This window comes from Mesorhizobium sp. WSM4820 (assembly GCF_055811075.1).
Map to the genome: position 1 here is coordinate 477661 of NZ_JBVVQN010000001.1, position 24882 is coordinate 502542.

Annotated in this window: 35 protein-coding genes; all 35 read left to right on the forward strand. The window is 62.3% G+C overall.

Translation table 11 applies throughout. The annotated features are described in order from the left end of the window. The first annotated feature begins 28 nt into the window (after positions 1-28). Positions 29-2119, forward strand: coding sequence for an elongation factor G (fusA, locus tag AC0L2R_RS02425; RefSeq protein WP_128186830.1), 2091 nt, complete (start codon positions 29-31; stop codon positions 2117-2119). Positions 2120-2185: 66 nt separating this feature from the next. Next, complete coding sequence (gene tuf / locus AC0L2R_RS02430) at positions 2186-3361, forward strand: elongation factor Tu (RefSeq protein WP_091591201.1); 1176 nt, start codon at positions 2186-2188, stop codon at positions 3359-3361. 63 nt (positions 3362-3424) lie between these two features. Next, complete coding sequence (gene rpsJ / locus AC0L2R_RS02435) at positions 3425-3733, forward strand: 30S ribosomal protein S10 (protein WP_006205468.1); 309 nt, start codon at positions 3425-3427, stop codon at positions 3731-3733. 141 nt (positions 3734-3874) lie between these two features. Further along, the gene (gene rplC, locus AC0L2R_RS02440) at positions 3875-4621 is read left to right on the forward strand and encodes a 50S ribosomal protein L3 (protein WP_077377556.1); all 747 of its coding nucleotides are present in this window, start codon (positions 3875-3877) and stop codon (positions 4619-4621) included. Further along, complete coding sequence (gene rplD / locus AC0L2R_RS02445) at positions 4621-5241, forward strand: 50S ribosomal protein L4 (protein WP_287178498.1); 621 nt, start codon at positions 4621-4623, stop codon at positions 5239-5241. The genes rplC and rplD overlap by 1 nt, the downstream gene beginning before the upstream one ends. Next, on the forward strand, positions 5238-5531 hold the full coding sequence (locus tag AC0L2R_RS02450; RefSeq protein ID WP_010909275.1) for a 50S ribosomal protein L23: 294 nt from the start codon (positions 5238-5240) through the stop codon (positions 5529-5531). Before rplD ends, AC0L2R_RS02450 begins: the two co-directional genes overlap by 4 nt. 23 nt (positions 5532-5554) lie before the next feature. Further along, entirely contained in the window at positions 5555-6388 is an 834-nt protein-coding gene (gene rplB / locus AC0L2R_RS02455) for a 50S ribosomal protein L2 (RefSeq protein WP_027154041.1), read from the forward strand. A gap of 16 nt (positions 6389-6404) precedes the next feature. Then, positions 6405-6683 (forward strand): 30S ribosomal protein S19, encoded by a 279-nt coding sequence (gene rpsS, locus AC0L2R_RS02460; RefSeq protein ID WP_006205463.1) that lies wholly within the window; start codon positions 6405-6407, stop codon positions 6681-6683. 2 nt (positions 6684-6685) lie between these two features. Further along, the gene (gene rplV / locus AC0L2R_RS02465; RefSeq protein ID WP_023799292.1) at positions 6686-7075 is read left to right on the forward strand and encodes a 50S ribosomal protein L22; all 390 of its coding nucleotides are present in this window, start codon (positions 6686-6688) and stop codon (positions 7073-7075) included. After that, on the forward strand, positions 7075-7800 hold the full coding sequence (rpsC, locus tag AC0L2R_RS02470; protein ID WP_023799291.1) for a 30S ribosomal protein S3: 726 nt from the start codon (positions 7075-7077) through the stop codon (positions 7798-7800). Before rplV ends, rpsC begins: the two co-directional genes overlap by 1 nt. A gap of 27 nt (positions 7801-7827) precedes the next feature. Continuing rightward, positions 7828-8241: a 50S ribosomal protein L16 gene (gene rplP, locus AC0L2R_RS02475; RefSeq protein ID WP_023799290.1), complete on the forward strand. Its 414-nt coding sequence runs from the start codon at positions 7828-7830 to the stop codon at positions 8239-8241. A gap of 13 nt (positions 8242-8254) precedes the next feature. Beyond that, a complete protein-coding gene (gene rpmC / locus AC0L2R_RS02480; protein ID WP_023799289.1) occupies positions 8255-8455 on the forward strand; it encodes a 50S ribosomal protein L29 in 201 nt (66 codons plus the stop codon). A gap of 11 nt (positions 8456-8466) precedes the next feature. After that, complete coding sequence (gene rpsQ / locus AC0L2R_RS02485) at positions 8467-8706, forward strand: 30S ribosomal protein S17 (RefSeq protein WP_023799288.1); 240 nt, start codon at positions 8467-8469, stop codon at positions 8704-8706. 71 nt (positions 8707-8777) lie between these two features. Further along, on the forward strand, positions 8778-9146 hold the full coding sequence (gene rplN / locus AC0L2R_RS02490; protein ID WP_006205457.1) for a 50S ribosomal protein L14: 369 nt from the start codon (positions 8778-8780) through the stop codon (positions 9144-9146). Positions 9147-9158: 12 nt separating this feature from the next. Then, entirely contained in the window at positions 9159-9473 is a 315-nt protein-coding gene (rplX, locus tag AC0L2R_RS02495; RefSeq protein ID WP_013531428.1) for a 50S ribosomal protein L24, read from the forward strand. Beyond that, positions 9466-10044 (forward strand): 50S ribosomal protein L5, encoded by a 579-nt coding sequence (gene rplE / locus AC0L2R_RS02500; protein WP_023799287.1) that lies wholly within the window; start codon positions 9466-9468, stop codon positions 10042-10044. The genes rplX and rplE overlap by 8 nt, the downstream gene beginning before the upstream one ends. Before the next feature lie 27 nt (positions 10045-10071). Continuing rightward, on the forward strand, positions 10072-10377 hold the full coding sequence (gene rpsN, locus AC0L2R_RS02505) for a 30S ribosomal protein S14 (RefSeq protein ID WP_023799286.1): 306 nt from the start codon (positions 10072-10074) through the stop codon (positions 10375-10377). Positions 10378-10389: 12 nt separating this feature from the next. Further along, the gene (gene rpsH, locus AC0L2R_RS02510; RefSeq protein ID WP_006205453.1) at positions 10390-10788 is read left to right on the forward strand and encodes a 30S ribosomal protein S8; all 399 of its coding nucleotides are present in this window, start codon (positions 10390-10392) and stop codon (positions 10786-10788) included. A 113-nt stretch (positions 10789-10901) separates the two neighbouring features. Continuing rightward, the gene (gene rplF, locus AC0L2R_RS02515; protein WP_023799285.1) at positions 10902-11435 is read left to right on the forward strand and encodes a 50S ribosomal protein L6; all 534 of its coding nucleotides are present in this window, start codon (positions 10902-10904) and stop codon (positions 11433-11435) included. 192 nt (positions 11436-11627) lie between these two features. Further along, positions 11628-11987: a 50S ribosomal protein L18 gene (rplR, locus tag AC0L2R_RS02520; RefSeq protein ID WP_023799284.1), complete on the forward strand. Its 360-nt coding sequence runs from the start codon at positions 11628-11630 to the stop codon at positions 11985-11987. 155 nt (positions 11988-12142) lie between these two features. Further along, positions 12143-12706: a 30S ribosomal protein S5 gene (rpsE, locus tag AC0L2R_RS02525; RefSeq protein WP_006333394.1), complete on the forward strand. Its 564-nt coding sequence runs from the start codon at positions 12143-12145 to the stop codon at positions 12704-12706. 25 nt (positions 12707-12731) lie between these two features. Next, entirely contained in the window at positions 12732-12929 is a 198-nt protein-coding gene (gene rpmD, locus AC0L2R_RS02530; protein ID WP_006205449.1) for a 50S ribosomal protein L30, read from the forward strand. 22 nt (positions 12930-12951) lie between these two features. After that, on the forward strand, positions 12952-13425 hold the full coding sequence (gene rplO / locus AC0L2R_RS02535; protein WP_027154037.1) for a 50S ribosomal protein L15: 474 nt from the start codon (positions 12952-12954) through the stop codon (positions 13423-13425). A gap of 190 nt (positions 13426-13615) precedes the next feature. Beyond that, positions 13616-14956: a preprotein translocase subunit SecY gene (gene secY / locus AC0L2R_RS02540; RefSeq protein WP_091591192.1), complete on the forward strand. Its 1341-nt coding sequence runs from the start codon at positions 13616-13618 to the stop codon at positions 14954-14956. After that, positions 14953-15573, forward strand: coding sequence for an adenylate kinase (locus AC0L2R_RS02545; protein ID WP_287176086.1), 621 nt, complete (start codon positions 14953-14955; stop codon positions 15571-15573). The genes secY and AC0L2R_RS02545 overlap by 4 nt, the downstream gene beginning before the upstream one ends. A 191-nt stretch (positions 15574-15764) precedes the next feature. Continuing rightward, positions 15765-16133: a 30S ribosomal protein S13 gene (gene rpsM / locus AC0L2R_RS02550; protein WP_023799280.1), complete on the forward strand. Its 369-nt coding sequence runs from the start codon at positions 15765-15767 to the stop codon at positions 16131-16133. 158 nt (positions 16134-16291) lie between these two features. Further along, positions 16292-16681, forward strand: a complete 390-nt coding sequence (gene rpsK, locus AC0L2R_RS02555; RefSeq protein ID WP_023799279.1) for a 30S ribosomal protein S11 — start codon at positions 16292-16294, stop codon at positions 16679-16681. Between the two features lie 206 nt (positions 16682-16887). After that, positions 16888-17898 carry a DNA-directed RNA polymerase subunit alpha gene (locus AC0L2R_RS02560; protein ID WP_023799278.1) on the forward strand — a complete coding sequence of 337 codons (1011 nt, stop codon included), beginning with the start codon at positions 16888-16890 and terminating at the stop codon, positions 17896-17898. Positions 17899-18034: 136 nt separating this feature from the next. Next, positions 18035-18466: a 50S ribosomal protein L17 gene (rplQ, locus tag AC0L2R_RS02565; RefSeq protein ID WP_023799277.1), complete on the forward strand. Its 432-nt coding sequence runs from the start codon at positions 18035-18037 to the stop codon at positions 18464-18466. A gap of 195 nt (positions 18467-18661) precedes the next feature. Beyond that, complete coding sequence (locus AC0L2R_RS02570; protein ID WP_473507619.1) at positions 18662-20149, forward strand: DegQ family serine endoprotease; 1488 nt, start codon at positions 18662-18664, stop codon at positions 20147-20149. Positions 20150-20200: 51 nt separating this feature from the next. Beyond that, positions 20201-21511 carry a replication-associated recombination protein A gene (locus tag AC0L2R_RS02575; protein ID WP_473507620.1) on the forward strand — a complete coding sequence of 437 codons (1311 nt, stop codon included), beginning with the start codon at positions 20201-20203 and terminating at the stop codon, positions 21509-21511. Between the two features lie 67 nt (positions 21512-21578). Further along, entirely contained in the window at positions 21579-21956 is a 378-nt protein-coding gene (gene crcB / locus AC0L2R_RS02580; RefSeq protein WP_128186816.1) for a fluoride efflux transporter CrcB, read from the forward strand. 136 nt (positions 21957-22092) lie between these two features. Continuing rightward, on the forward strand, positions 22093-23073 hold the full coding sequence (locus AC0L2R_RS02585; protein ID WP_473507621.1) for an RluA family pseudouridine synthase: 981 nt from the start codon (positions 22093-22095) through the stop codon (positions 23071-23073). 11 nt (positions 23074-23084) lie between these two features. Next, positions 23085-23999 (forward strand): DMT family transporter, encoded by a 915-nt coding sequence (locus AC0L2R_RS02590; RefSeq protein WP_167366359.1) that lies wholly within the window; start codon positions 23085-23087, stop codon positions 23997-23999. Between the two features lie 11 nt (positions 24000-24010). Next, a complete protein-coding gene (locus tag AC0L2R_RS02595) occupies positions 24011-24802 on the forward strand; it encodes an ATP12 family chaperone protein (RefSeq protein ID WP_473507622.1) in 792 nt (263 codons plus the stop codon). The last annotated feature ends 80 nt before the right edge of the window (positions 24803-24882 follow it).

The following is a 24882-nucleotide window of genomic DNA, read 5'->3' on the forward strand; positions in this document are numbered from 1 at the left end:
CGCGAACGAGACTGAAGAGGCACCTCCCATGGCCCGCGAATATAAAATCGAAGACTACCGCAATTTCGGTATCATGGCGCATATCGACGCCGGCAAGACGACGACCACCGAGCGCGTCCTCTACTACACGGGCAAGTCGCACAAGATCGGCGAAGTCCATGACGGCGCTGCCACCATGGACTGGATGGAGCAGGAGCAGGAACGCGGCATCACCATCACGTCCGCCGCGACCACGACCTTCTGGAAGGCTCGTGACGGCAAGATGCACCGCTTCAACATCATCGACACTCCCGGCCACGTCGACTTCACCATCGAGGTCGAGCGTTCGCTGCGCGTGCTCGACGGCGCCATTGCGCTGCTCGACGCCAACGCTGGTGTCGAGCCGCAGACGGAGACCGTCTGGCGCCAGGCCGACAAGTACCGCGTGCCGCGCATGATCTTCTGCAACAAGATGGACAAGATCGGCGCGGATTTTTATCGCTCGGTCGAAATGATCGGCTCGCGCCTCGGTGCGCAGGCTGTCGTCATGCAGCTGCCGATCGGCGCCGAGACCGAGTTCAAGGGTGTCGTCGATCTCGTCGAGATGAACGCGCTGGTCTGGCGCGACGAGACGCTGGGCGCCGCCTGGGACGTCGTCGAGATCCCGGACGACCTTAGGGCACGTGCCGAAGAATATCGCGAGAAGATGATCGAGGCCGCCGTCGAAATGGACGAGACGGCGCTCGAGAATTACCTCGAAGGCAAGATGCCCAGCAATGACGAGATCCGCGCCCTGATCCGCAAGGGCACCATCGCGGTGAAGTTTTATCCGATGTTCTGCGGCTCGGCCTTCAAGAACAAGGGCGTGCAGCCGCTGCTCGACGCAGTCGTCGAATATCTGCCGTCGCCGGCCGACGTTCCGGCCATCAAGGGCGTCGACGCCAAGACCGACGCCGAGATCGAGCGTCACGCCGACGACAGCGAGCCGCTGTCGATGCTCGCCTTCAAGATCATGAACGACCCGTTCGTCGGCTCGCTCACCTTTGCCCGCATCTATTCGGGCAAGCTCACCAAGGGCATCTCGGTCGACAATACGGTGAAGGGCAAGAAGGAGCGCATCGGCCGCATGCTGCAGATGCATGCGAATTCGCGCGCTGACGTCGAAGAGGCTTTCGCCGGCGACATCGTTGCTTTGGCCGGCCTCAAGGACACGACGACTGGCGACACGCTCTGCGATCCGCTGCATCCGGTCATCCTCGAGCGCATGGAATTCCCCGATCCGGTCATCCAGATCGCGATCGAGCCGAAGACCAAGAACGACCAGGAGAAGATGGGCCTTGCGCTGCATCGCCTGGCCGCCGAGGACCCGTCCTTCCGCGTCAAGACCGACGAGGAAAGCGGCCAGACGATCATCTCCGGCATGGGCGAACTCCACCTCGACATCATCGTCGACCGCATGCGTCGCGAGTTCAAGGTCGAGGCCAATGTCGGCGCGCCGCAGGTGGCCTATCGCGAGACGATCACCCGCAGGCACGAGCAGGACTACACCCACAAGAAGCAGACCGGCGGCACCGGCCAGTTCGCCCGTGTCAAGATCCTGTTCGAGCCAAACCCGGAAAGCAGCGAATTCCTGTTCGAATCCAAGATCGTCGGCGGCGCTGTGCCGAAGGAGTACATCCCCGGTGTCGAAAAGGGCATCAACAGCGTCATGACCTCTGGCCCGTTCGCCGGCTTCCCGATGATCGGCGTCAAGGCGACGCTGATCGACGGCGCCTACCATGATGTCGACTCCTCGGTGCTCGCCTTCGAAATTGCCGGCCGTGCCTGCTTCCGTGAAGCGGCGCCCAAACTTGGCGTGCAGCTGCTCGAGCCGATCATGAAGGTCGAAGTGGTGACGCCGGAAGATTATGTCGGCAGCGTCATCGGTGATCTGAACGGCCGTCGCGGCCAGATTCAGGGCCAGGAATCGCGCGGCGTTGCGGTGGTTGTCAACGCCATGGTGCCGCTCGCCAACATGTTCAAATACGTCGACAATTTGCGCTCGATGAGCCAGGGCCGCGCGGCTTACACGATGCAGTTCGATCACTACGAGCCGGTCCCCACCGCGGTCGCTCAGGAAGTCCAAAAGAAATACGCGTAACCCCAACGGGTTGGATCGCTAACTTAATTCAAAGCCCGCACGGGCGAGCAGGAATGGAGAGATCACATGGCAAAAGGTAAATTCGAGCGTACAAAGCCTCATGTGAACATCGGCACGATTGGCCATGTCGATCATGGCAAGACGTCGCTGACGGCGGCGATCACCAAGTATTTTGGCGAATACAAGCGCTACGACCAGATCGATGCGGCGCCCGAGGAGAAGGCGCGCGGCATCACCATCTCGACGGCGCATGTCGAATACGAGACGGCCAACCGCCACTACGCCCATGTCGACTGCCCCGGCCACGCCGACTACGTCAAGAACATGATCACCGGTGCTGCGCAGATGGACGGCGCGATCCTGGTCGTGTCGGCCGCCGACGGCCCGATGCCGCAGACCCGCGAGCACATCCTGCTGGCCCGTCAGGTCGGCGTGCCGTCGATCGTGGTGTTCTTGAACAAGGTCGACCAGGTCGACGACGCCGAGCTGCTCGAACTGGTCGAGCTTGAGGTGCGCGAGCTGTTGACCAAGAACGAGTTCCCCGGCGACGACATTCCGATCGTCAAGGGGTCGGCGCTTGCGGCTTTGGAAGATTCCGACAAGAAGATCGGCGAGGATTCGATCCGCGAATTGATGGCTGCGGTCGACGACTACATCCCGACGCCGGTTCGCCCGCTCGACAAGCCGTTCCTGATGCCGATCGAGGACGTGTTCTCGATCTCTGGTCGTGGCACGGTTGTGACCGGCCGCGTCGAGCGCGGCGTGGTCAAGGTCGGCGAGGAGTTGGAGATCGTCGGCATCCGTCCGACCACCAAGACGACCTGCACCGGCGTCGAGATGTTCCGCAAGCTGCTCGACCAGGGCCAGGCCGGCGACAACATCGGCGCGCTGCTGCGCGGTGTCGACCGTGAAGGTGTCGAGCGCGGCCAGGTTCTGGCCAAGCCGGGCACGGTCAAGCCGCACAAGAAGTTCGTCGCCGAGGCCTACATCCTGACCAAGGACGAGGGCGGCCGTCACACGCCGTTCTTCACCAACTACCGGCCGCAGTTCTACTTCCGCACGACCGACGTGACCGGCATCGTGTCGCTGCCGGAAGGCACCGAGATGGTGATGCCGGGCGACAACATCACCGTCGATGTCGAGCTGATCGTGCCGATCGCCATGGAAGAGAAGCTGCGCTTCGCCATCCGTGAAGGCGGCCGCACCGTCGGTGCCGGCATCGTCGTCACCATCAAAGAGTAATTTGGACTTAAACCGATCTGTCGCGGGCGCTGCCCGCGCCGCGCCAGAACAAGGAAGTGACGCATGAACGGACAGAATATCCGCATCCGCCTGAAGGCGTTTGATCACCGGGTGCTTGACGCATCGACGCGGGAAATCGTGTCGACGGCCAAGCGCACCGGCGCCAACGTCCGCGGCCCCATTCCGCTGCCGACGCGGATCGAAAAGTTCACGGTCAACCGGTCGCCTCACGTCGACAAGAAGAGCCGCGAGCAGTTCGAGATGCGCACGCACAAGCGTCTGCTCGACATTGTCGATCCGACCCCGCAGACGGTCGACGCTTTGATGAAGCTCGATCTTGCCGCCGGTGTCGACGTCGAGATCAAGCTCTAAGGAACCAGAGCGGCGGGGCGACTCGGAACTCTGAAGGAACAAGAGGCGTGGAGGGGCGACAAGCCCCGACAGGGAACTCTGAAGGAACAAGAGGCGTGGAGGGGCGAAAGCCCCGACAGGGAACTCTAAAGGAATGAACCGATGCGTTCAGGTGTGATTGCAAAGAAGGTGGGAATGACCCGCATCTACAACGATGCCGGGGAACATGTTCCCGTCACCGTTCTCCAGATGGAGAACTGCCAGGTCGTGGCGCAGCGCACGCAGGAGAAGAACGGCTATACCGCCGTCCAGCTCGGCGTTGGCCTTGCCAAGGTGAAGAACACGTCGAAGGCGATGCGCGGCCATTTCGCGACCGCTTCCGTCGAGCCGAAGGCCAAGGTTGCCGAGTTCCGCGTCTCCGCCGACAACATGATCGATGTCGGCGCCGAGATTACCGTCGATCATTTCGTCGTCGGCCAGAAGGTCGATGTGACGGGAACCACGATCGGCAAGGGTTTCCAGGGCGTCATCAAGCGGCACCACATGGGCGGCGGCCGCGCGACCCACGGCAACTCGGTCTCGCACCGTACGCACGGCTCGACCGGCCAGCGCCAGGACCCGGGCAAGGTGTTCAAGGGCAAGCATATGGCCGGCCACATGGGTGACACCCGCGTCACCACGCAGAATGTCGAGGTCGTCTCGACCGATGCCGATCGCGGTCTGATCCTGATCCGCGGCGCGGTTCCCGGTTCGAAGGGCGCCTGGATCCTGGTCCGTGACGCAGCCAAGGTTGCGCTGCCGGCCAATGCGCCGAAGCCTGCCGCAATCCGCGCCATTGCAACCAGTGATGGCGCCAAGAACGATGCCCCGGCCACAGCAGATGCCCCGGCCACAGAGGGAGCGGAATAATGGACATCAAGATCACAACGCTTGGCGGCAAGGACGCCGGCAAGGTGAAACTCTCCGAGGAGATTTTCGGCCTTGATCCGCGCGAGGACATCCTGCAGCGCGTCGTGCGCTGGCAGCTTGCCAAGAAGCAGCAGGGCACGCACAAGACCAAGGGTCGCGCCGAGATCTCCCGCACCGGCGCCAAGATGTACAAGCAGAAGGGTACGGGCCGCGCCCGTCACCATTCGGCACGCGCTCCGCAGTTCCGCGGCGGCGGCAAGGCCCACGGCCCGGTCGTCCGCAGCCACGAGCACGATTTGCCGAAGAAGGTGCGTGCGCTGGGCCTCAAGCATGCTCTCTCGGCCAAGGCCAAGAGCGCCTCGCTCATCATCATTGATGAGTTGATGCTGACTGAGGCCAAGACCAAGGCGCTGATCGCGAATTTCGCGACGCTGGGCCTGTCCAACGCCCTGCTGATCGGCGGCGCCGAGCTCGACAAGAATTTTAAGCTGGCGGCGACGAACATCCCGAACATTGACGTGCTGCCCATCCAGGGCATCAACGTCTACGACATTCTGCGCCGCGGCACGCTGGTCCTTTCGAAGGCCGCCGTCGAGGCTCTCGAGGAGCGCTTCAAATGACCGACCTTCGTCACTACGACGTGATCGTCTCGCCGGCGATCACCGAAAAGTCGACCATGGCTTCCGAGCAGAACCAGGTCGTCTTCAACGTCGCCAAGAAGGCGTCGAAGCCGGAAATCAAGGCTGCCGTCGAAGCGCTGTTCGGCGTCAAGGTGATGGCCGTGAACACGCTTGTCCGCAAGGGCAAGATCAAGCGCTTCCGCGGCACGATCGGCCGCCAGAGCGACGTCAAGAAGGCGATTGTGACGCTGGCCGACGGCCAGTCGATCGACGTCGCGACGGGTCTCTGAGCAAGACCGCGAGGACAACAGACATGGCACTGAAAAAATTCAACCCGATAACGCCGAGCACCCGCCAGCTGGTCATCGTCGACCGCTCGGGCCTCTACAAGGGCAAGCCCGTCAAGGGCCTGACCCAGGGCCTGACCAAATCGGGCGGCCGCAACAATTACGGCCGCATCACCGCCCGCTTCATCGGCGGCGGTCACAAGCGTACGTACCGCATCATCGACTTCAAGCGCCGCAAGTTCGACATTGTCGGCACGGTCGAGCGTATCGAATACGATCCGAACCGCAGCGCCTTCATCGCGCTGATCAAGTATGACGATGGCGAGCTGTCCTACATCATCGCTCCGCAGCGCCTTGCTGCCGGCGACAAGATCGTGGCCGGCGAAGCGGTCGACGTGAAGCCGGGCAATGCGATGCCGCTGGCCTCGATGCCGGTCGGCACGATCGTCCACAACATCGAGCTGAAGCCGGGCAAAGGCGCCCAGGTTGCCCGTTCGGCTGGCGGTTATGCCCAGCTCGTCGGCCGTGACCAGGGCATGGCGATCCTGCGCCTCAACTCCGGCGAGCAGCGTGTCGTCCACGGCTCGTGCATGGCCACTGTCGGCGCCGTGTCCAACCCGGACCACGGCAACATCAATGACGGCAAGGCAGGCCGCACGGTGTGGCGGGGAAAACGTCCGCACAATCGCGGCGTGACCATGAACCCGGTCGACCATCCGCACGGCGGCGGCGAAGGCCGCACCTCGGGTGGCCGCCATCCGGTTTCGCCTTGGGGCAAGCCGACCAAGGGCAAGAAGACGCGGTCCAATAAGGCGACCGACAAGTTCATCCTGCGCTCGCGCCATCAGCGCAAGAGCTAAGAAGAGGTAACGCCAAGTGACTCGTTCGATTTGGAAAGGCCCCTTCATCGACGGCTACCTTCTCAAGAAGGTGGACAAGGTTCGTGAAGGTGGTCGCAATGAGGTGATCAAGATGTGGAGCCGTCGCTCCACCATCCTGCCGCAGTTCGTCGGCTTCACCTTCGGTGTCTACAACGGCCAGAAGCACGTTCCCGTTTCGGTGAACGAGGACATGGTCGGTCACAAGTTCGGTGAATTCGCTCCGACCCGGACCTATTACGGTCACGGCGCGGATAAGAAGGCGAAGAGGAAATAATCATGGGCAAGGCCAAAGCTCCGCGCAGGCTTGCTGACAACGAAGCGCGCGCCGTGTTGCGCACGATCCGTATCAGCCCGCAGAAGCTGAACCTGGTTGCCGCGCTGATCCGCGGCAAGAAGGTCGCGACAGCGCTTTCCGATCTCGAATTCTCGGCCAAGCGGATTTCCGGCACGGTCAAGAAGACGCTGGAATCGGCGATCGCCAACGCGGAAAACAACCACGACCTCGACGTCGATGCGCTGATCGTGGCGGAAGCCTATGTCGGCAAGTCGATCGTCATGAAGCGGTTCCATGCCCGTGGCCGTGGCCGCGCCAGCCGTATCGAGAAGCCGTTCTCGCACCTCACGATCGTCGTTCGTGAAGTCGAAGAAAAAGTGGAGGCCGCATAATGGGCCAGAAAATCAATCCGATCGGTCTGCGTCTCGGCATCAACCGCACCTGGGATTCGCGCTGGTTCGCCAACACCGGCGAGTACGGCAAGCTGCTGCACGAGGACATCAAGATCCGCAAGTATCTTGAGAAGGAACTCAAGCAGGCTGCGATTTCGAAGGTCGTGATCGAGCGTCCGCACAAGAAGTGCCGCGTCACCATCCATGCGGCGCGTCCGGGCCTGATCATCGGCAAGAAGGGCGCCGACATCGAGAAGCTTCGCAGGAAGCTGATGGAGATGACGAAGTCCGAGACGCATTTGAACATCGTCGAAGTGCGTAAGCCGGAGATCGACGCGACGCTGGTCGCCCAGTCGATCGCCCAGCAGCTCGAGCGCCGTATCGCGTTCCGCCGCGCCATGAAGCGCGCCGTGCAGTCGGCGATGCGCCTCGGTGCCGAAGGCATCCGCATCAACTGCGCCGGCCGTCTCGGCGGCGCCGAGATCGCGCGCATGGAATGGTATCGCGAAGGTCGCGTGCCGCTGCATACGCTGCGCGCTGACGTCGACTACGGCACGGCCGAAGCACACACCGCCTACGGCATCTGCGGTGTCAAGGTCTGGGTGTTCAAGGGCGAAATCCTCGAGCACGACCCGATGGCTTCGGAGCGCCGCGCCACCGAGGGCGATCATGCGCATGGCGGTGGTGGTGAGCGCGAACGCGGTCGCCGTCGCGAAAACGCCTGAGACAGTTGAGAATTTGGAGTTAGAACGATGCTGCAGCCAAAGCGCACAAAGTTCCGCAAGCAGTTCAAGGGTCGTATCCATGGTGCCGCCAAGGGTGGCACCAATCTGGATTTCGGCGGTTTCGGGCTGAAGGCGCTTGAGCCGAACCGCGTCACTGCGCGTGAGATCGAGGCGGCCCGCCGCGCGATCACCCGCGAGATGAAGCGCGCCGGCCGCGTCTGGATCCGTATCTTCCCGGACGTGCCGGTGACGTCGAAGCCGACGGAAGTCCGCATGGGCAAGGGCAAGGGCGCGGTCGATTACTGGGCGGCGCGCGTCAAGCCTGGCCGGATCATGTTCGAGATCGACGGCGTCAATGAGGAAACCGCCCGTGAGGCGCTGCGTCTCGGCGCGGCCAAGCTCTCGGTCAGGACGCGCTTCGTACAGCGCATCGCAGAATAAGGACGGGCTGATCATGAAAGCCGAAGACATCCGGACCAAGACCCAGGACCAGCTGACCGACGAGTTGGCCAGCCTGAAGAAGGAGCAGTTCAACCTGCGCTTCCAGAAGGCCACCGGCCAGCTCGAGAAGACCGCGCGCGTGAGGCAGGTCCGCAAGGACATTGCGCGTATCAAGACCATCGCTGCGGAAAAATCCGCGGCTAAGAAGGCTTAAGGACGAAAACCATGCCAAAGCGCATTCTGCAGGGCACCGTCGTCAGCGACAAAAACGAGAAGACGGTTGTCGTCAAGGTCGAACGGCGCTTCACGCATCCCGTGATGAAGAAGACCGTGCGCATGACCAAGAAGTACAAGGCGCACGACGAGAACAACGCCCACAAGGTCGGCGATCAGGTGTTCATCCAGGAATCGAAGCCGATTTCCAAGGACAAGCGCTGGACCGTCGTGTCTTCGGACCAGGCGTAAACAACGAATTTTGGACAGACCGGGGAGGGGCTTTGCGCCCGTCCCGTTAGAAGAGAAGAAGGCGGCCAGTCATGATTCAGATGCAAACAAACCTCGACGTCGCGGATAATTCCGGCGCCCGTCGTGTCATGTGCATCAAGGTGCTGGGCGGCTCGAAGCGGAAATACGCTTCCGTGGGCGACATCATCGTGGTGTCGATCAAGGAAGCCATCCCGCGCGGCCGCGTCAAGAAGGGCGATGTGATGAAGGCGGTCGTGGTTCGCACGGCCAAGGACATCCGCCGCCCGGACGGCAGCGTGATCCGTTTCGACAAGAACGCGGCCGTTCTCGTCGACAACAAGAAAGAGCCGATCGGCACGCGTATCTTTGGACCGGTTCCGCGCGAACTCCGCGCCAAGAACCACATGAAGATCATCTCGCTCGCGCCTGAAGTGCTGTAAGGAGCCGGACCAATGCAGAAGATTAGAAAAGGCGACAAGGTCGTCGTGCTGGCCGGCAAGGACAAGGGCCGTTCGGGCGAAGTCCTCTCGGTACAGCCGAAGGAAGACACCGCGCTGGTGCGCGGCGTCAACATGATCCGTCGTCACCAGAAGCAGTCCCAGTCCCAAGAGGGCGGGATCATCACCAAGGAAGCGCCGATCCAGCTGTCGAACATCGCGCTGGCCGACCCCAAGGATGGCAAGCCGACCCGTGTCGGCTTCATCTTCCAGAAGGACGGCAAGAAGGTGCGCGTCGCCAAGCGCTCGGGAGAAGTCATCAATGGCTAAGGCTCAAACCAAGCAGGCGACTGCCCAGAACACGCCGCGCCTCAAGCAGGTCTACAACGAGACCATCCGCAAGGCGCTGCAGGAGCAGTTCGGCTACGAGAACGAGATGCAGGTTCCGCGCATCGACAAGATCGTGCTGAACATGGGCGTCGGCGAAGCGACCGGCGATTCGAAGAAGCCTTCGATCGCGGCGGAAGATCTTGCGCTGATCGCCGGCCAGAAGGCCGTCGTCACCCACGCGCGCAACTCGATCGCCGGCTTCAAGGTCCGCGAAAAGATGCCGATCGGCGCCAAGGTCACGCTGCGCAAGGAACGCATGTACGAGTTCCTCGACCGCCTCGTGAACATCGCGCTGCCGCGCGTCCGCGACTTCCGCGGACTCAATCCGAAGAGCTTCGATGGCCGTGGCAACTATGCCATGGGCATCAAGGAACACATCGTGTTCCCGGAGATCAACTACGACAAGGTTGATCAGATCTGGGGCATGGACGTCATCGTTTGTACGACTGCGAAGACGGACGACGAAGCCAGGGCATTGCTCAAGGCCTTCAACTTCCCCTTCCGCCAGTAACGGCAGCGAGAAAAGGAAAAATCTGAAATGGCAAAGACCAGCTCAGTCGAGAAGAACAACAGGCGCCGCAAGCTTGTGGACCAGTACGCTGCCAAGCGTAAGGTCCTCAAGGCGATCATCATGGATCAGTCCAAGCCGATGGAAGAGCGCTTCCGCGCTCAACTGAAGCTTGCGGCACTGCCGCGCAACTCGGCCAAGATCCGCATCCGCAACCGCTGCGAAGTCACCGGACGTCCGCGTGCCTATTATCGCAAGCTCAAAGTATCGCGCATCGCGCTTCGTGATCTCGGCAATAACGGCCAGATCCCGGGCCTGGTCAAGTCGAGCTGGTAAGGAGGACATAACATGTCATTGAGCGATCCTCTCGGCGATATGCTGACCCGCATCCGCAACGCCTATGGCCGCAAGAAGTCGAGCGTTTCGACGCCGGCCTCGCGCCTGCGCACCCGCGTCCTCGACGTGCTGAAGGCGGAAGGCTATATCCGCGACTACAGCCAGACCGACTTCGACAACGGCAAGTCCGAAATCGAGATCGAGCTGAAGTATTTCGACGGTGCGCCGGTGGTGCGCGAAATCGCCCGCGTCTCGAAGCCGGGCCGTCGCGTTTACGTTTCGGCGAAGTCGATCCCGCACGTCGCCAACGGCCTCGGCATCGCCATCCTTTCGACGCCGAAGGGCGTGATGGCCGACCACGAAGCGCGTGAACAGAATGTCGGCGGGGAAATCCTCTGCCAGATATTCTAAAGGTGAATGGTCAATGGTGAATAGTGAATGGTGAGACTGCACGAGACTTTGATCGCGCTATTCACCATTTTACCATTCACCATTCACAGCAGTTAAGGAAAGAGGAGACAACAATGTCTCGTATTGGAAAGAAACCCGTTTCGCTGCCGCAGGGCGTGACCGCGACCGTCGACGGCCAGACCGTCACGGCGAAGGGCCCCAAGGGTGAGCTGAAGTTCGTGGTCAACGACGAAGTGCTGGTCAAGATGGAAGGCAGCGAGATCGCTGTCCAGCCACGCGACCAGACCAAGACCGCCCGTTCCAAATGGGGCATGTCGCGCACGCAGATCGTCAACATCCTGCAGGGCGTCAAGGACGGTTTCGAAAAGAAGCTCGAGATCACCGGCGTTGGCTATCGCGCCGCCATGCAGGGCAAGAACCTGCAACTGGCGCTCGGCTTCAGCCATGACGTCGTCTACGAAACGCCGCAGGACATCACCATCACCGTGCCGAAGCCGACGGAAATCACCGTGACCGGCATCGACAAGCAGAAGGTCGGTCAGGTCGCTGCCGAGATCCGCGAATATCGCGGTCCTGAGCCGTACAAGGGCAAGGGCGTTCGTTACGCTGGCGAGAAGATCGTCCGCAAGGAAGGCAAGAAGAAGTAATTTCGTCAATGGTGAATGGTGAATGGTAAAATGGCAGTAGGATGGGCAGGAGCCGGGCGGCACCTGGTTTCTACCTTTCACCATTTTTCCATTTACCATTCACTGCAAATCAACGCCGCGGGGAGCGGTCGCGGGAGGCTTGTCCTACCGCACAGGGTTGCCCCCGTTTTTTGAAGGCAAGGAACTGATATCATGGGCTCGAAAGACTCCACCCAACGCCGCGCTCAGCGCGTCCGCCGCCAGATCAAGAAGGTCGCTGGCGAGCGTCCGCGTCTGTCGGTCCACCGCACGTCGAAGAACATCTACGTCCAGGTCATCGACGACGCCAAGGGCCACACCATCGCTGCCGCCTCGACGCTGGAGAAGGACCTCAAGGGTTCGCTCAAGACCGGTGCCGACACTGCCGCCGCTGTGGCAATCGGCAAGCTGATTGCCGAGCGCGCTTCGAAGGCCGGCGTCAAGGAAGTTGTCTTCGACCGCGGACCGTACATCTATCACGGCCGCGTCAAGGCGCTGGCCGAGGCCGCCCGTGAAGGTGGCTTGAGCTTCTAAAGCATGATCCCGAACCGGAGGTCAGCGCAGCAATAAGTTGCAGACTTTTCGGATAAGATCATGCGAAGGGAAAATGAGTTTCGCTCCCGGCAACCCACAGAGGGAACCGGATATCATCATCAACCGTGCTTCCGGAAAAAAACAAGGAACAGGATATGGCACAGGAACGTAGGGATGGCGGCCGCGGCCGTGATCGCGAAGAGCGCGACGACGGCATGGTGGACAAACTCGTCCACATCAACCGCGTCGCCAAGGTCGTCAAGGGCGGCCGGCGCTTCGGCTTTGCAGCACTCGTCGTCGTCGGCGACCAGAAGGGCCGCGTCGGCTTCGGTCATGGCAAGGCGCGCGAAGTGCCGGAGGCGATCCGCAAGGCGACCGAATCGGCCAAGCGCGACATGATCTTCGTGCCGCTGCGCTCGGGCCGTACGCTGCATCACGACGTCGAAGGACGCTGGGGCGCCGGACGCGTTCTGCTGCGCGCTGCCAAGCAGGGTACCGGCATCATCGCCGGCGGCCCGATGCGCGCCGTCTTCGAGACGCTCGGCATGCATGACGTGGTCGCCAAGTCGATGGGTTCGTCGAACCCCTACAACATGGTTCGCGCCACCTTCGACGCGCTGAAGAGCCAGATGCATCCCAAGGATGTGGCTGCCGCGCGCGGCATCAAGTATTCGACCCTTCAGGCCCGCCGCGGCACCGCCGTTGCGGCCGAAGAATAGTCGACGCTGACCAGGGATATTGACCATGGCCAAGAAAGCAACCAAGACCATCACCGTCGAGCAGATCGGTTCGCCGATCCGCCGGCCGAAGGAGCAGCGCGCGACGCTGGTCGGCCTCGGCCTCAACAAGATGCACAAGCAGCGCACGCTGGAGGACACTCCCTCCGTGCGCGGCATGATCGCTGCCGTCCAGCATCTCGTCCGCGTCGTGGACGAGGGCTGAACCAGAGCGCAGGAGAACTCAGATGAAACTCAACGATCTGCGTGACAAGGACGGCGCGACGCATTCCAGGAAGCGTCTCGGCCGCGGCATCGGCTCCGGCTCGGGCAAGACCGCCGGTCGCGGCGTCAAGGGCCAGAAGGCGCGCTCCGGCGTCGCCGTCAACGGCTTCGAGGGTGGCCAGATGCCGCTCTACCGGCGCTTGCCGAAGCGTGGCTTCAACAACATCTTCGCCAAGAGCTTTGCCGTCGTGTCGCTGGCCCGCATCCAGGCTGCGCTCGATGCCAAGAAGCTCGACGCCAAGACGACCGTGACCGCCGAAGCGCTGGTCGCGGCCGGCGTCATCCGCCGCGTCAAGGACGGCGTGCGCATCCTCTCCGACGGCGAGATCAAGTCGAAGCTTGCCTTCGACGTGGCCGGCGCCTCCAAGGCTGCCATCGAGAAGATCGAAAAGGCCGGCGGTTCGGTGAAGCTGCCGGAAAAGGCAGCAGCCGAGTAACGGCGATTTGAAGCGCGATCGGCAGAGCGGGACACGTTTCGCTTTTGATTGCGCTTTGATCTGCTCAATATGGCGGCCGCGTCAACGCGGCCGCTTGCATGTTTGCAGTCCGGAGCTTATCTCGTGAGCTTCGGTGACACGCGCCGCCTGAGTTGCGGGCCATCGAGCGTGACCAAGCGGAGAATCAGGCATGGCTTCGGCTGCTGAACAACTAGCCTCGAATCTGAATTTCTCGGCCTTCGCCAAGGCGGAGGATCTGAAGAAGCGCATCTGGTTCACCGTTGGCGCGCTGCTGGTCTACCGCCTCGGCACCTATATCCCGCTGCCCGGCATCAATCCCGACGCTTTCGCCCAGGCCTTCTCGTCGCAGAGCAAGGGCGTACTTGGCATGTTCAACATGTTCGCCGGTGGCGCCGTCGAGCGCATGGCGATCTTTGCCCTCGGCATCATGCCCTATATTTCCGCTTCCATCATCATGCAGCTGATGACCTCCGTCATCCCGTCACTGGAGGCGCTGAAGAAGGAAGGCGAGCAGGGCCGCAAGGTCATCAACCAGTATACCCGCTACGGCACCGTGCTCTTGGCGCTGGTCCAGGCCTACGGCATTGCGGTCGGACTGGAAGGCGGCAGCGGCATCGTCAGCGATCCCGGCATGTTCTTCCGCATCTCGACCGTCATCACGCTGGTCGGCGGCACCATGTTCCTGATGTGGCTCGGCGAGCAGATCACCGCCCGCGGCATCGGCAACGGCATTTCGCTGATCATCTTTGCCGGCATCGTCGCCGGCCTGCCGCAAGCCATCTCCGGTACGCTGGAACTTGGCCGCACCGGCGCGCTGTCGACCGGCCTGATCCTGGCGATCATCGTTCTGGCCGTCGTCGTCATCGCGCTGATCGTGTTCTTCGAGCGCGCCCAGCGGCGCTTGCTGATCCAGTATCCCAAGCGCCAGGTCGGCAACCGCATGTTCCAGGGCGACACCTCGCACCTGCCGCTCAAGCTCAACACGGCCGGCGTCATTCCGCCGATCTTCGCCTCTTCGCTGCTGTTGCTGCCGGCGACGGTCGCCGGCTTCTCGCAGACGACCAACATGCCAGCCTGGGCCAGCACCGTCCTGGCGGCACTCGGTCATGGCCAGCCGCTCTACATGGCGTTCTATGCGGCGATGATCGTGTTTTTCGCCTTCTTCTATACGGCGATCGTCTTCAACCCGAAGGACACCGCCGACCAGCTCAAGAAGCATTCGGGTTTCATTCCGGGCTACCGTCCGGGCGAGCGCACCGCGGATTACATCGACTATGTCCTTACCCGCATAACTGTCGTCGGCGCCATTTATCTGGTGCTGGTGTGTCTGCTGCCCGAGTTCCTGATTTCAGCGACTGGCGTACCATTCTACCTCGGTGGCACATCGCTTCTGATCGTGGTCAGTGTAACGCTCGACACGGTGGCGCAAATTCAGGGTCACCTGATCGCGCACCAGTATGAGGGCCTGATCAAGAAGTCGAAGCTGCGCGGGGGGAAGAAAGCCAGATGAGGTTGATATTGCTTGGGCCGCCAGGGGCGGGCAAGGGGACGCAAGCACAAAGACTGGTAGAAAAATACGGCATTCCCCAACTCTCGACGGGCGATATGCTGCGCGCTGCTGTCCAGGCCGGCACCGAAGTCGGCAAACGGGCCAAGGCGGTGATGGACGCTGGCGAACTGGTTTCCGACGCCATCGTCAACGCTATCGTCGCCGAGCGTATCGATCAGGCCGATTGCGCAAGGGGATTCATCCTTGACGGATATCCGCGAACCCTGGTGCAGGCGGACGCGGTTGAATCGATGCTCTCGGCTCGCCGCCTCACTCTCGACGCCGTCATCGAACTTGTCGTCGACGACAAGGCGCTGGTTGGCCGAATCGGCAAGCGCGCCGAAGAGGCCAAGGCCGCGGGTCTGCCGGTGCGCAAGGACGACAATCCGGCGGTGTTCGAAGAGCGCCTGAAGGAGTACTACAAGAAGACATCGCCGCTGATCGGCTACTACTATGCCAAGGGCAAGCTGAGAGGTGTCGACGGCATGGCCGACATCGATGCGGTGACGCGGCAGATCGAAGCGGTGCTCACGGCTGCGACCCCAGCGGCGGCGCAACGGTCTGCGAACGGAAAATAAACGATTGCGCTTGACTGGAGCGGTTCGCTGGGGTATGGCGGCCCGTCTTCCTATCAGGCATGAGGCTTGCTTGCCCGCAAGGGCAAGGCAGCCGCTTTGAACTGGAAACTCCCGCATGGGCCGGCCTCCACCGGACGCGGGGCAACTTTGACAGCGCCGGCTTGTCCGGCCCACATGGAGAAGAGAAGAACATGGCTCGTATAGCCGGCGTCAACATTCCTACCAACAAGCGCGTCGTCATTGCGCTTCAGTACATTCACGGCATTGGCAAGAGCTTCGCTCAGGAGATCGTCGACAAGGTCGGCATCCCGGCCGAGCGTCGCGTCAACCAGCTGACCGACGCGGAAGTGCTGCAGATCCGCGAGACGATCGACCGTGACTACCAGGTCGAGGGCGATCTGCGCCGCGAAGTGTCGATGAACATCAAGCGGCTCATGGACCTCGGCTGCTATCGCGGCCTGCGTCATCGCCGCTCGCTGCCGGTTCGCGGCCAGCGCACGCATACCAATGCGCGCACCCGCAAGGGCCCGGCCAAGTCGATCGCCGGCAAGAAGAAGTAATTTAGGGGAATAAGGGAGTAGGGGAGTAAGGCAGTAGGGAACAGCCGCCAATTGGATTGCGCGTTTCCCTACTCCCTTACTGCCCTATTCCCCTACTCCCTTACGAAGGTGGAGCCGCTGGCATTACGGCGGTGTAGAGATCAACTGAAAGGACCATCATGGCCAAGGAAGCCACACGTGTTCGCCGTCGCGAACGCAAGAATATCTCGTCGGGCGTTGCCCACGTCAACTCGACCTTCAACAACACGATGATCACCATCACCGACGCGCAGGGCAATTCGATTGCCTGGTCGTCGGCGGGAGCCCAGGGCTTCAAGGGATCTCGCAAGTCGACCCCGTTTGCTGCCCAGATGGCTGCCGAGGATGTTGCCAAGAAGGCCCAGGAACACGGCATGCGCATGCTTGAGGTCGAGGTCTGCGGACCGGGCTCGGGTCGTGAATCGGCGCTGCGCGCATTGCAGGCAGCCGGCTTCACCATCACCTCGATCCGTGATGTGACGCCGATCCCGCACAATGGCTGCCGCCCGCGCAAGAAGCGCCGCGTCTAAAGATTGTCGCCCAAGCATTGCCTCGGGCCTGAACCGAGAGCGCAGCGGTTTGGGGCAACGACAGGCATAAGAACAGAGACCTGAAGCGCTACGCGCTTTAGGCAAAAAATTACCGAACGCCGCGCGAACGCCAGGAGCGTTCCTCCACGGCATTCCAGGTCGCCCGCCACGATTGGATGGTGGCGGGTCAACGGAAGGAAAGCATCATGATCCAGAAAAATTGGCAGGAACTGATCAAGCCGAACAAGATCGAGTTCTCTTCGAAGAAGAAGACGCTGACCACGCTGGTCGCCGAGCCGCTCGAGCGCGGCTTTGGTCTGACCCTCGGCAACGCGCTGCGTCGCGTGCTTCTGTCTTCGCTGCGTGGCGCGGCGGTGACCGCCGTGCAGATCGACGGCGTTCTGCATGAATTCTCGTCCATCGCCGGCGTGCGTGAGGACGTGACCGATATCGTCTTGAATATCAAGGAAATCGCCATCCGCATGGAAGGCGACGGCCCCAAGCGCATGGTCGTGCGCAAGCAGGGACCGGGCGCTGTTCTGGCCGGCGACATCCAGACGGTCGGCGACGTCGAGATCCTCAATCCCGATCACGTCATCTGCACGCTGGACGAGGGCGCTGAAATCCGCATGGAGTTCACCGTCGATACCGGCAAGGGCTACGTGCCGGCCGACCGCAATCGCGCCGAAGACGCGCCGATCGGCCTCATCCCGGTCGACAGCCTCTACTCGCCGGTCAAGAAGGTCTCCTACAAGGTCGAGAACACCCGCGAGGGCCAGGTTCTCGACTACGACAAGCTGACCATGACGATTGACACCGACGGTTCGATCTCGGGCGAGGACGCGGTGGCTTTCGCCGCCCGCATCCTGCAGGACCAGCTTGGCCTGTTCGTCAATTTCGACGAGCCGCAGAAGGAAGTCGCCGCCGAGCAGGTGACCGAGCTTGCCTTCAACCCGGCGCTGCTCAAGAAGGTCGACGAACTCGAGCTTTCGGTGCGTTCGGCCAACTGCCTGAAGAACGACAACATCGTCTATATCGGCGACCTGATCCAGAAGACCGAAGCCGAGATGCTGCGCACCCCGAACTTCGGCCGCAAGTCGCTGAACGAGATCAAGGAAGTGCTGGCGGCGATGGGCCTGCACCTCGGCATGGAAGTGCCGGATTGGCCGCCGGAAAACATCGAAGACCTCGCCAAGCGTTACGAAGATCAATACTGACCGGTGAATTGAGAATGGTGAAATGGTGAATGGTCGTCGGTCGGCGACTTCGGAGAGCTTCCATTCACCATTCACTATTGACCATTCACAAAACGAAACAGCCGGGCCAACCGCCCACAACACCAGGAGAAGAGCCATGCGCCACGGATTTAAAGGCCGCCGGTTCGCCCGCAGCATAAGCCACCGCAAGTCGATGTTTGCCAATCTTGCCGTGTCGCTCATCGAGCATGAGCAGATCCTCACCACCTTGCCGAAGGCGAAGGATCTGCGTCCGATCGTCGAGAAGCTGGTGACGCTCGGCAAGCGCGGCGACCTGCACGCCCGCCGCCAGGTGATTGCCCAGATCGGCAATGAAGGCGTCGTCAAGCGCCTGTTCGACACGATCGCGCCGCGCTACGCCACCCGCAACGGCGGCTATCTGCGCATCATGAAGGCGGGCTTCCGCCACGGCGACAATGCCGCCATGGCGGTCATCGAGTTCGTCGATCGCGACACCTCGGCCAAGGGCGCCGGCGACCGTGCCCGCATCGAGGCAGAAGGCACCGACGAGGAAGCCGCGGCCGCATAACTTTCGGTTTTCCCTCAAGGAGTTCAAAAGGGCCTGCGGGCCCTTTTGTGCGTTCTGGAAGCGGTAGGGAGCATTGCGGGGACTGTCTTGACTTAAGCCCATGTCTTTTCCTCGAGAATAATTCGATTACATCGACTTAGCCTTTCATTTTGCACAATCGTCGGGACAATGGCGCCCGACCCCGGAGGATTCGGAATGCGCGTAAAACGGATGTCCCTTGTTCTACTCTGCGCCTTGATGGCGGCGGCAGTCGTGCCGGCCGGCAGGCAGGCGCTGGCTCAGGACACCAAGGCCGATCCGGGTCTGTCCGACGTGCTGACCGACATGTTGCGCGGCGCCGAAGGCGAAAACGCCACCTCCGGTCCAGACAAGCGCGTGCCGTTCGGCCGCGAGGAGATGCAACTGTCGTTTGCGCCGCTGGTCAAGCAGACGGCGCCGGCCGTGGTCAATGTCTATGCCTCGCAAACGGCCAGGCTGAGGTCGCCCTTTGACGGCGATCCGTTCTTCGAAGAGTTCTTCGGCCGTTCGCAGCCGCGTGCGCAGTCTTCGCTCGGCTCCGGCGTGCTGGTCGACCCGACAGGCATAGTGGTTACCAATTTCCACGTCATCAAGGACGCCGATCAGGTCAAGGTCGCCACCGCGGACGGGCGTGAATTCGACAGCAAGGTGCTGCTCAAGGACGAGACGCTTGACCTCGCCGTGCTCAAGATCTCCGCCGACAAGCCATTTCCGGTCGTCGCCATCGGCGATTCCGACGCGCTCGAGGTCGGCGACCTGTTGTTGGCCATCGGCAACCCCTTCGGTGTCGGCCAGACCACCACCAGCGGCATCGTTTCGGCACTTGCCCGCAGCCACATCGGCGTTTCCGATTCCAGTTTCTTCATCCAGACCGACGCCGCGATCAATCCCGGCAATTCCGGCGGTGCGCTGATCAACATGGGTGGCCAACTGGTCGGCATCAACACGGCGATCTACAGCCGCAGCGGTGGCTCGATCGGCATCGGCTTTGCTATTCCCTCCAATATGGTTCGCGCGTTTGCCGATGCGGCCAAGGCCGGGCGCGACTTCTTCGAGCGGCCGTATATCGGCGCCGAATTCGAGCGCGTGACGCCGCAAATCGCCGAATCGCTCGGTCTGGAGACGCCGACCGGGGCACTGGTTTCGTCCATCGACGAAGCCGGGCCGGCGGCCAAGGCGGGGCTCAAGGCCGGTGACGTCGTGCTGTCGCTCAATGGCACGCCGGTCGAGAGCATCGAGGCGCTGGATTACCGGATGGCGACGCTGTCGATCGGCACCAATGCAAGCTTCGCCGTTCTGAGCAAAGGCCAGCAAGCGGCGATGGACATCGCGCTGGAGCGTGCGCCGGAAGGTGCGAAACTCGCGGAAGTGACGCTGCGCGGTCGCAGCCCGTTCTCCGGTGCCAAGGTTGCGGAACTGTCGCCGCGGCTCGCCCAGCGACTCGGCATCCGCACGGACGTCAAGGGTGTTACGGTGATCGACATCAATCGCGGTTCGCCCGCAGCCGGTTTCGGCTTCCAGCCGGGCGACATCGTTCGCGAGGTCAACGGCTTGAGCATCGATACCGCGGCGACCCTGGAGCAGGCAGCCATGCAGGAGACGCGCTGGTGGCGCTTTACCGTCGAGCGCGGCGGGCAGATACTGCGCCAGGTGTTGCGTTACTGAGCCCGAGCGTCGATCCTTCGGACGAGATCGCGCTCCAAGGAAAAGACGTGCATGGCCGATCTGTTCAGTGTCGATGAACCGGAAAAGGCGCCGCCCGGCAGGCCGCTGGCCGACCGGCTGCGCCCGCAGAACCTCAGCGAGGTCGTCGGCCAGGAGCATCTGACCGGACCCGACGGCGCGCTGACGCGGCTGATCGGCTCCGGCTCGCTCGGCTCGATGATCTTCTGGGGGCCGCCCGGGACGGGCAAGACCACGGTCGCGCGGCTGCTTGCCGGCGAAACCAGCCTTGCGTTCCAACAGATATCGGCGGTGTTTTCCGGAGTCGCCGACCTGAAGAGAGTGTTCGAGGCGGCGAAGCTGCGCCGCACCAACGGCCGTCAGACGCTGCTCTTCGTCGACGAGATCCATCGCTTCAACCGCGCCCAGCAGGACAGTTTTCTGCCTGTCATGGAAGACGGCACCGTGGTGCTGGTTGGCGCCACCACCGAAAACCCGTCCTTCGAACTGAATGCCGCGCTTCTATCCCGCGCCCGCGTGCTGGTCTTCCATTCGCTCGGTGAGGACAGCATCGCAAAACTGCTGGCCCGTGCCGAGGAGACCGAGGGCAGGGCGCTGCCGCTCGACGACGAGGCGAGGGCGATGCTCGTCCGCATGAGCGATGGCGATGGTCGTGCGGCGCTGACGCTGGCCGAAGAGGTCTGGCGCGCCGCGAAGTCAGGCGAGGTGTTCGGCGCCGAGGGCCTGCAGCGCATCGTCCAGCGCCGCGCGCCGATCTACGACAAGGGCCAGGACGGCCACTACAATCTGATCTCGGCCCTGCACAAATCGGTGCGCGGCTCCGATCCTGATGCCGCCCTCTATTATCTCGCCCGCATGTTCGACGCCGGCGAAGATCCGCTCTATCTCGGCCGTCGCCTGGTGCGCATGGCGATGGAGGATATCGGGCTGGCAGACCCGCAGGCGCTGGTCGTCGCCAATGCCGCCAAGGATGCCTACGACTATCTGGGCTCGCCAGAGGGCGAGCTCGCCTTCGCCGAGGCCACGGTCTATCTCGCCAGCGCGCCCAAATCCAACGCCGTCTACACCGCCTTCAAGGCTGCCACACAAGCGGCTAAGGAGTTCGGCTCATTGCTGCCGCCCAAACACATCCTCAACGCGCCGACCAAGCTGATGAAGGAAGAAGATTACGGCGCCGGCTACCGTTACGACCACGACGAGCCGGACGCTTTTTCCGGACAGGATTATTTTCCGGAAAAGATGGGCCGCCGTACATTCTATGATCCGCCCGAGCGCGGTTTCGAGCGTGATATCAGGAAGCGGCTCGACTATTGGGCGAAGCTGCGCGGCGAGCGGAAAAAGTAGGCTCGCGCTACTTTCCCGCTCAGGGGCAGGGATTGACCGAGCCACCCTGCAAGGGCAGTAAACGGCGATGATCAATCTCCTCCTCGTTGCCGCGGGCGGCGCTATTGGTGCCGGGCTCCGGCACGTCGTCAATTTCATTGCGCTGCGTCTTGTCGGCCCGAGTTTTCCCTGGGGCACGATGGCGATCAACATTGTCGGCTCCTTTGCCATGGGCCTGTTCATAACGACCCTGGCGCGGCGCTACGGCGGATCGAACGAGCTTCGGCTGTTCGTCGCCACCGGCATACTTGGCGGCTTCACCACGTTCTCCGCCTTTTCGCTCGATTTTGCGACGCTGTGGGAGCGTGGCGCGACGCTGCCGGCGTTCGGATACGCCCTTGCCAGCCTCATTGGCGCGATCATTGCCTTGTTTCTGGGTCTTTGGCTCGCAAGAAGCCTGCCTTAATGCTATTTCCCCCGCTTACAGCACCGCGTGTCCCTTAGGACGCGCAAGGTCGCTGTAGCTTTTTGATTTGCGCATCACCCTTTTCGAAATCGACTTCGATTTCAGGTCATGCGCTAGAGACGGGTAAAAACGAACAATGGTAGGCGTAGAACAGATCACGGTGGAGGCCGGCGAGGCGGGCATGCGGCTCGATCGCTGGTTCAAGACCCATTTTCCGGGCCTTGGCTTCGGCCATCTGCAAAAACTGCTGCGCTCCGGCCAGATCCGTGTCGATGGCGGCAGGGTTAAGGCCGATACCCGCGTCGAGCCGGGCCAGACGGTTCGCATCCCACCGCTCGAAGTGGACAAGAAGGGCGAGAGCCCGCTCACCGGTCACTCGATCCGCAACCAGGGCGACGCCGACGTTCTGGCCAAGATGCTGATCCATGAAGATCCGAAAGTGTTTGTCTTCAACAAGCCGGCCGGCCTCGCCGTCCAGGGTGGCTCAGGTGTCACCCGCAATGTCGACGACATGCTGGAAGCCTGGCGCAGCCAGAAGGGCGAGAAACCGCGTCTGGTGCACCGGCTCGACCGCGACACGTCAGGCGTGCTGGTCGTCGCCCGCACCAGGCTCGCCGCCATGAAACTTGCCGAGGCGTTCCGGGCGCGTGAGACCAAGAAGACCTATTGGGCGCTGGTCAAGGGCGTGCCGCCGAAGCGCGAGGACAAGATCTCGACTTGGCTGATCAAGGAACCGACGCCCGACGGCGACCGCGTGCGCGTCGCCAAGCATGGCGAAAAGGGCGCCGACCACGCGGTGTCTTATTACCGGATCGTCGAGCAGGCGGCGCAGACCCTGTCCTGGCTGGAGATGGAGCCTTATACCGGCCGCACCCACCAGCTTCGCGTCCATGCCGCTCACATCGGCTGCCCGATCATCGGCGATCCCAAATATTTCGAGGCCGACACCAATTGGGATTTTCCCGGCGGCATGCAGAACCGCTTGCATCTGCACGCGCGCCGCATCGTCATCCCACATCCCGACAAGGGTTTTATCGACGTCACCGCACCGATGCCGCCGCATATGCGCCAGAGCTGGAACCTGATCGGCTTCGACGACGCCAGCGCGGAGGACTAGGTCCAGTGGGCATGGCCACCGATACGCTCGACCGCCGCGACAGGGTCGACATGGCCGCCGCCGCCATCATGGTCGGACTGACCTTTTCCTGGGGGCTGAACTACGTCGCCGCCAAGATCTCCTATGCCGGCTACGATCCCGTTTTCCTGTCGATCGCGCGGTCGGTCATCGGCGGGCTGTGCGTTCTCGTCTGGTGCCGCTGGCGCGGCATTGCGCTTTTCAGCCGCGACGGAACCCTTGTCGCTGGCATTCTGGCAGGCGCGCTCTTTGGTCTCGAGTTCCTGTTTCTCTATGTCGGGCTCGAACAGACGACCGTCGCGCGCAACACCTTGCTGGTCAACACCATGCCGTTCTGGGTGCTGGTCGGCGGGCATTTCCTGCTCAACGAACGCATCACCGCGCGCCGGCTCGTCGGCCTTCTGCTCGCTTTCGCCGGCCTGGTCGCGGTGTTCTCCGACCAGTTGAGCGCCGATAACGGTGCGACCCTGATTGGTGATCTGCTCAGTCTCGGCGCCGGCATTCTGTGGGCCTTGACCTACATCGTCATCAAGCGCACGAAACTGGCGGAAACGAGCGCCGAGAAGTTGCTGCTCTACCAACTCGCCGGCGCTGCGATGGTCGGCGCCTTGGTGCTGCCTTTCGCCGGGCCGCCAGTCCGCGACTTCGCCGCTTTGCCGACCTTGGCCTTGCTTTTCCAGGCGGTCTACATCGTCGCCTTCACCTATGTGCTCTGGTTCTGGTTGCTGCGGCGCTATCCGGCATCGGGCCTGTCGAGCTTCACCTTTCTTTCGCCGGTGTTCGGCGTTCTGTGCGGCGCCATCTTCTTGAACGAGCCGCTGACCATCCGTATTTTCCTGGCACTCGGCCTCATCGCAGCCGGTCTGATCATTGTGAATCGGCCGGCCCGAAAACAGATCCCCGGATGAAAGGCTCCGGCATGCGCGATATTCTCAACGACCTCGAAGCGGGAAAGCAGCTTTCCGATCCGGATCCGGTACGCCGTGCCCAGATCCAGATGAAGACGCATCTGCCGAAACGCTTCTACAAAACCGTCTCGGTCGCACCGGCCGAAGCTGGTTTTGCGGTTCATCTCGATGGCAAGCCGGTCCGTACGCCGGGCAAGGCGTTTCTGATCCTGCCGACCGAAAAAGCCGCCGCTCTGGTCGCCGGCGAGTTCGCCGCGCAAGGCGAGACGATCGACCCGATGACGATGCCGGTCATGCGTCTGGTCAACACGGCCATCGACGGCGTCGCCAGCGACCCGCAGGCGGTTTTGGAAGACATCCTGCGCTTTGCCTCGTCAGACCTGCTCTGCTATCGCGCCGACGCCCCCCAAGGGCTCGTCGATCGGCAGAACGAATATTGGGATCCCGTCATCGATTGGGCGCGGAGCGCGCTCGGCGCCCGGTTTCACCTCGCCGAAGGGGTGATCCATGTCGAGCAGCCGCGCGAGAGCATCGCGGTGCTCGGCGTTCATCTTGCCCAGCGTGCCGACCCGCTCCGGCTTGCCGCCATCCACGTCATGACCTCGTTGACGGGATCGGCACTGCTGGCGCTGGCCGTCGATTTCGGCGAGATCGACGGCGAGGCAGCCTGGGCCGCCGGCCATGTCGACGAGGACTGGCAGGCCGAGCACTGGGGCCATGACGCGGAAGCCGTCGCCCGCCGTGCCCACCGCAAGCGCGACATGATGGCCGCCGTCGGTCTCCACGAGGCGCTCAAGGGCTGACGGCAATCGCCGCCCTCATTCGTTTCGCCTTGCCTTATTAGAGCGACGTGCGTTCCAGTTGGACGTGCAAAATACGCTCT

Excerpts from the sequence above, each read along its gene's own strand:
- fusA (WP_128186830.1), top strand. The coding sequence starts at position 29 with ATGGCCCGCGAATATAAAATCGAAGACTACCGCAATTTCGGTATCATG.
- tuf (WP_091591201.1), top strand. The coding sequence starts at position 2,186 with ATGGCAAAAGGTAAATTCGAGCGTACAAAGCCTCATGTGAACATCGGC.
- rpsJ (WP_006205468.1), top strand. The coding sequence starts at position 3,425 with ATGAACGGACAGAATATCCGCATCCGCCTGAAGGCGTTTGATCACCGG.
- rplC (WP_077377556.1), top strand. The coding sequence starts at position 3,875 with ATGCGTTCAGGTGTGATTGCAAAGAAGGTGGGAATGACCCGCATCTAC.
- rplD (WP_287178498.1), top strand. The coding sequence starts at position 4,621 with ATGGACATCAAGATCACAACGCTTGGCGGCAAGGACGCCGGCAAGGTG.
- AC0L2R_RS02450 (WP_010909275.1), top strand. The coding sequence starts at position 5,238 with ATGACCGACCTTCGTCACTACGACGTGATCGTCTCGCCGGCGATCACC.
- rplB (WP_027154041.1), top strand. The coding sequence starts at position 5,555 with ATGGCACTGAAAAAATTCAACCCGATAACGCCGAGCACCCGCCAGCTG.
- rplV (WP_023799292.1), top strand. The coding sequence starts at position 6,686 with ATGGGCAAGGCCAAAGCTCCGCGCAGGCTTGCTGACAACGAAGCGCGC.
- rpsC (WP_023799291.1), top strand. The coding sequence starts at position 7,075 with ATGGGCCAGAAAATCAATCCGATCGGTCTGCGTCTCGGCATCAACCGC.
- rplP (WP_023799290.1), top strand. The coding sequence starts at position 7,828 with ATGCTGCAGCCAAAGCGCACAAAGTTCCGCAAGCAGTTCAAGGGTCGT.
- rpmC (WP_023799289.1), top strand. The coding sequence starts at position 8,255 with ATGAAAGCCGAAGACATCCGGACCAAGACCCAGGACCAGCTGACCGAC.
- rpsQ (WP_023799288.1), top strand. The coding sequence starts at position 8,467 with ATGCCAAAGCGCATTCTGCAGGGCACCGTCGTCAGCGACAAAAACGAG.
- rplN (WP_006205457.1), top strand. The coding sequence starts at position 8,778 with ATGATTCAGATGCAAACAAACCTCGACGTCGCGGATAATTCCGGCGCC.
- rplX (WP_013531428.1), top strand. The coding sequence starts at position 9,159 with ATGCAGAAGATTAGAAAAGGCGACAAGGTCGTCGTGCTGGCCGGCAAG.
- rplE (WP_023799287.1), top strand. The coding sequence starts at position 9,466 with ATGGCTAAGGCTCAAACCAAGCAGGCGACTGCCCAGAACACGCCGCGC.
- rpsN (WP_023799286.1), top strand. The coding sequence starts at position 10,072 with ATGGCAAAGACCAGCTCAGTCGAGAAGAACAACAGGCGCCGCAAGCTT.
- rpsH (WP_006205453.1), top strand. The coding sequence starts at position 10,390 with ATGTCATTGAGCGATCCTCTCGGCGATATGCTGACCCGCATCCGCAAC.
- rplF (WP_023799285.1), top strand. The coding sequence starts at position 10,902 with ATGTCTCGTATTGGAAAGAAACCCGTTTCGCTGCCGCAGGGCGTGACC.
- rplR (WP_023799284.1), top strand. The coding sequence starts at position 11,628 with ATGGGCTCGAAAGACTCCACCCAACGCCGCGCTCAGCGCGTCCGCCGC.
- rpsE (WP_006333394.1), top strand. The coding sequence starts at position 12,143 with ATGGCACAGGAACGTAGGGATGGCGGCCGCGGCCGTGATCGCGAAGAG.
- rpmD (WP_006205449.1), top strand. The coding sequence starts at position 12,732 with ATGGCCAAGAAAGCAACCAAGACCATCACCGTCGAGCAGATCGGTTCG.
- rplO (WP_027154037.1), top strand. The coding sequence starts at position 12,952 with ATGAAACTCAACGATCTGCGTGACAAGGACGGCGCGACGCATTCCAGG.
- secY (WP_091591192.1), top strand. The coding sequence starts at position 13,616 with ATGGCTTCGGCTGCTGAACAACTAGCCTCGAATCTGAATTTCTCGGCC.
- AC0L2R_RS02545 (WP_287176086.1), top strand. The coding sequence starts at position 14,953 with ATGAGGTTGATATTGCTTGGGCCGCCAGGGGCGGGCAAGGGGACGCAA.
- rpsM (WP_023799280.1), top strand. The coding sequence starts at position 15,765 with ATGGCTCGTATAGCCGGCGTCAACATTCCTACCAACAAGCGCGTCGTC.
- rpsK (WP_023799279.1), top strand. The coding sequence starts at position 16,292 with ATGGCCAAGGAAGCCACACGTGTTCGCCGTCGCGAACGCAAGAATATC.
- AC0L2R_RS02560 (WP_023799278.1), top strand. The coding sequence starts at position 16,888 with ATGATCCAGAAAAATTGGCAGGAACTGATCAAGCCGAACAAGATCGAG.
- rplQ (WP_023799277.1), top strand. The coding sequence starts at position 18,035 with ATGCGCCACGGATTTAAAGGCCGCCGGTTCGCCCGCAGCATAAGCCAC.
- AC0L2R_RS02570 (WP_473507619.1), top strand. The coding sequence starts at position 18,662 with ATGCGCGTAAAACGGATGTCCCTTGTTCTACTCTGCGCCTTGATGGCG.
- AC0L2R_RS02575 (WP_473507620.1), top strand. The coding sequence starts at position 20,201 with ATGGCCGATCTGTTCAGTGTCGATGAACCGGAAAAGGCGCCGCCCGGC.
- crcB (WP_128186816.1), top strand. The coding sequence starts at position 21,579 with ATGATCAATCTCCTCCTCGTTGCCGCGGGCGGCGCTATTGGTGCCGGG.
- AC0L2R_RS02585 (WP_473507621.1), top strand. The coding sequence starts at position 22,093 with ATGGTAGGCGTAGAACAGATCACGGTGGAGGCCGGCGAGGCGGGCATG.
- AC0L2R_RS02590 (WP_167366359.1), top strand. The coding sequence starts at position 23,085 with ATGGCCACCGATACGCTCGACCGCCGCGACAGGGTCGACATGGCCGCC.
- AC0L2R_RS02595 (WP_473507622.1), top strand. The coding sequence starts at position 24,011 with ATGCGCGATATTCTCAACGACCTCGAAGCGGGAAAGCAGCTTTCCGAT.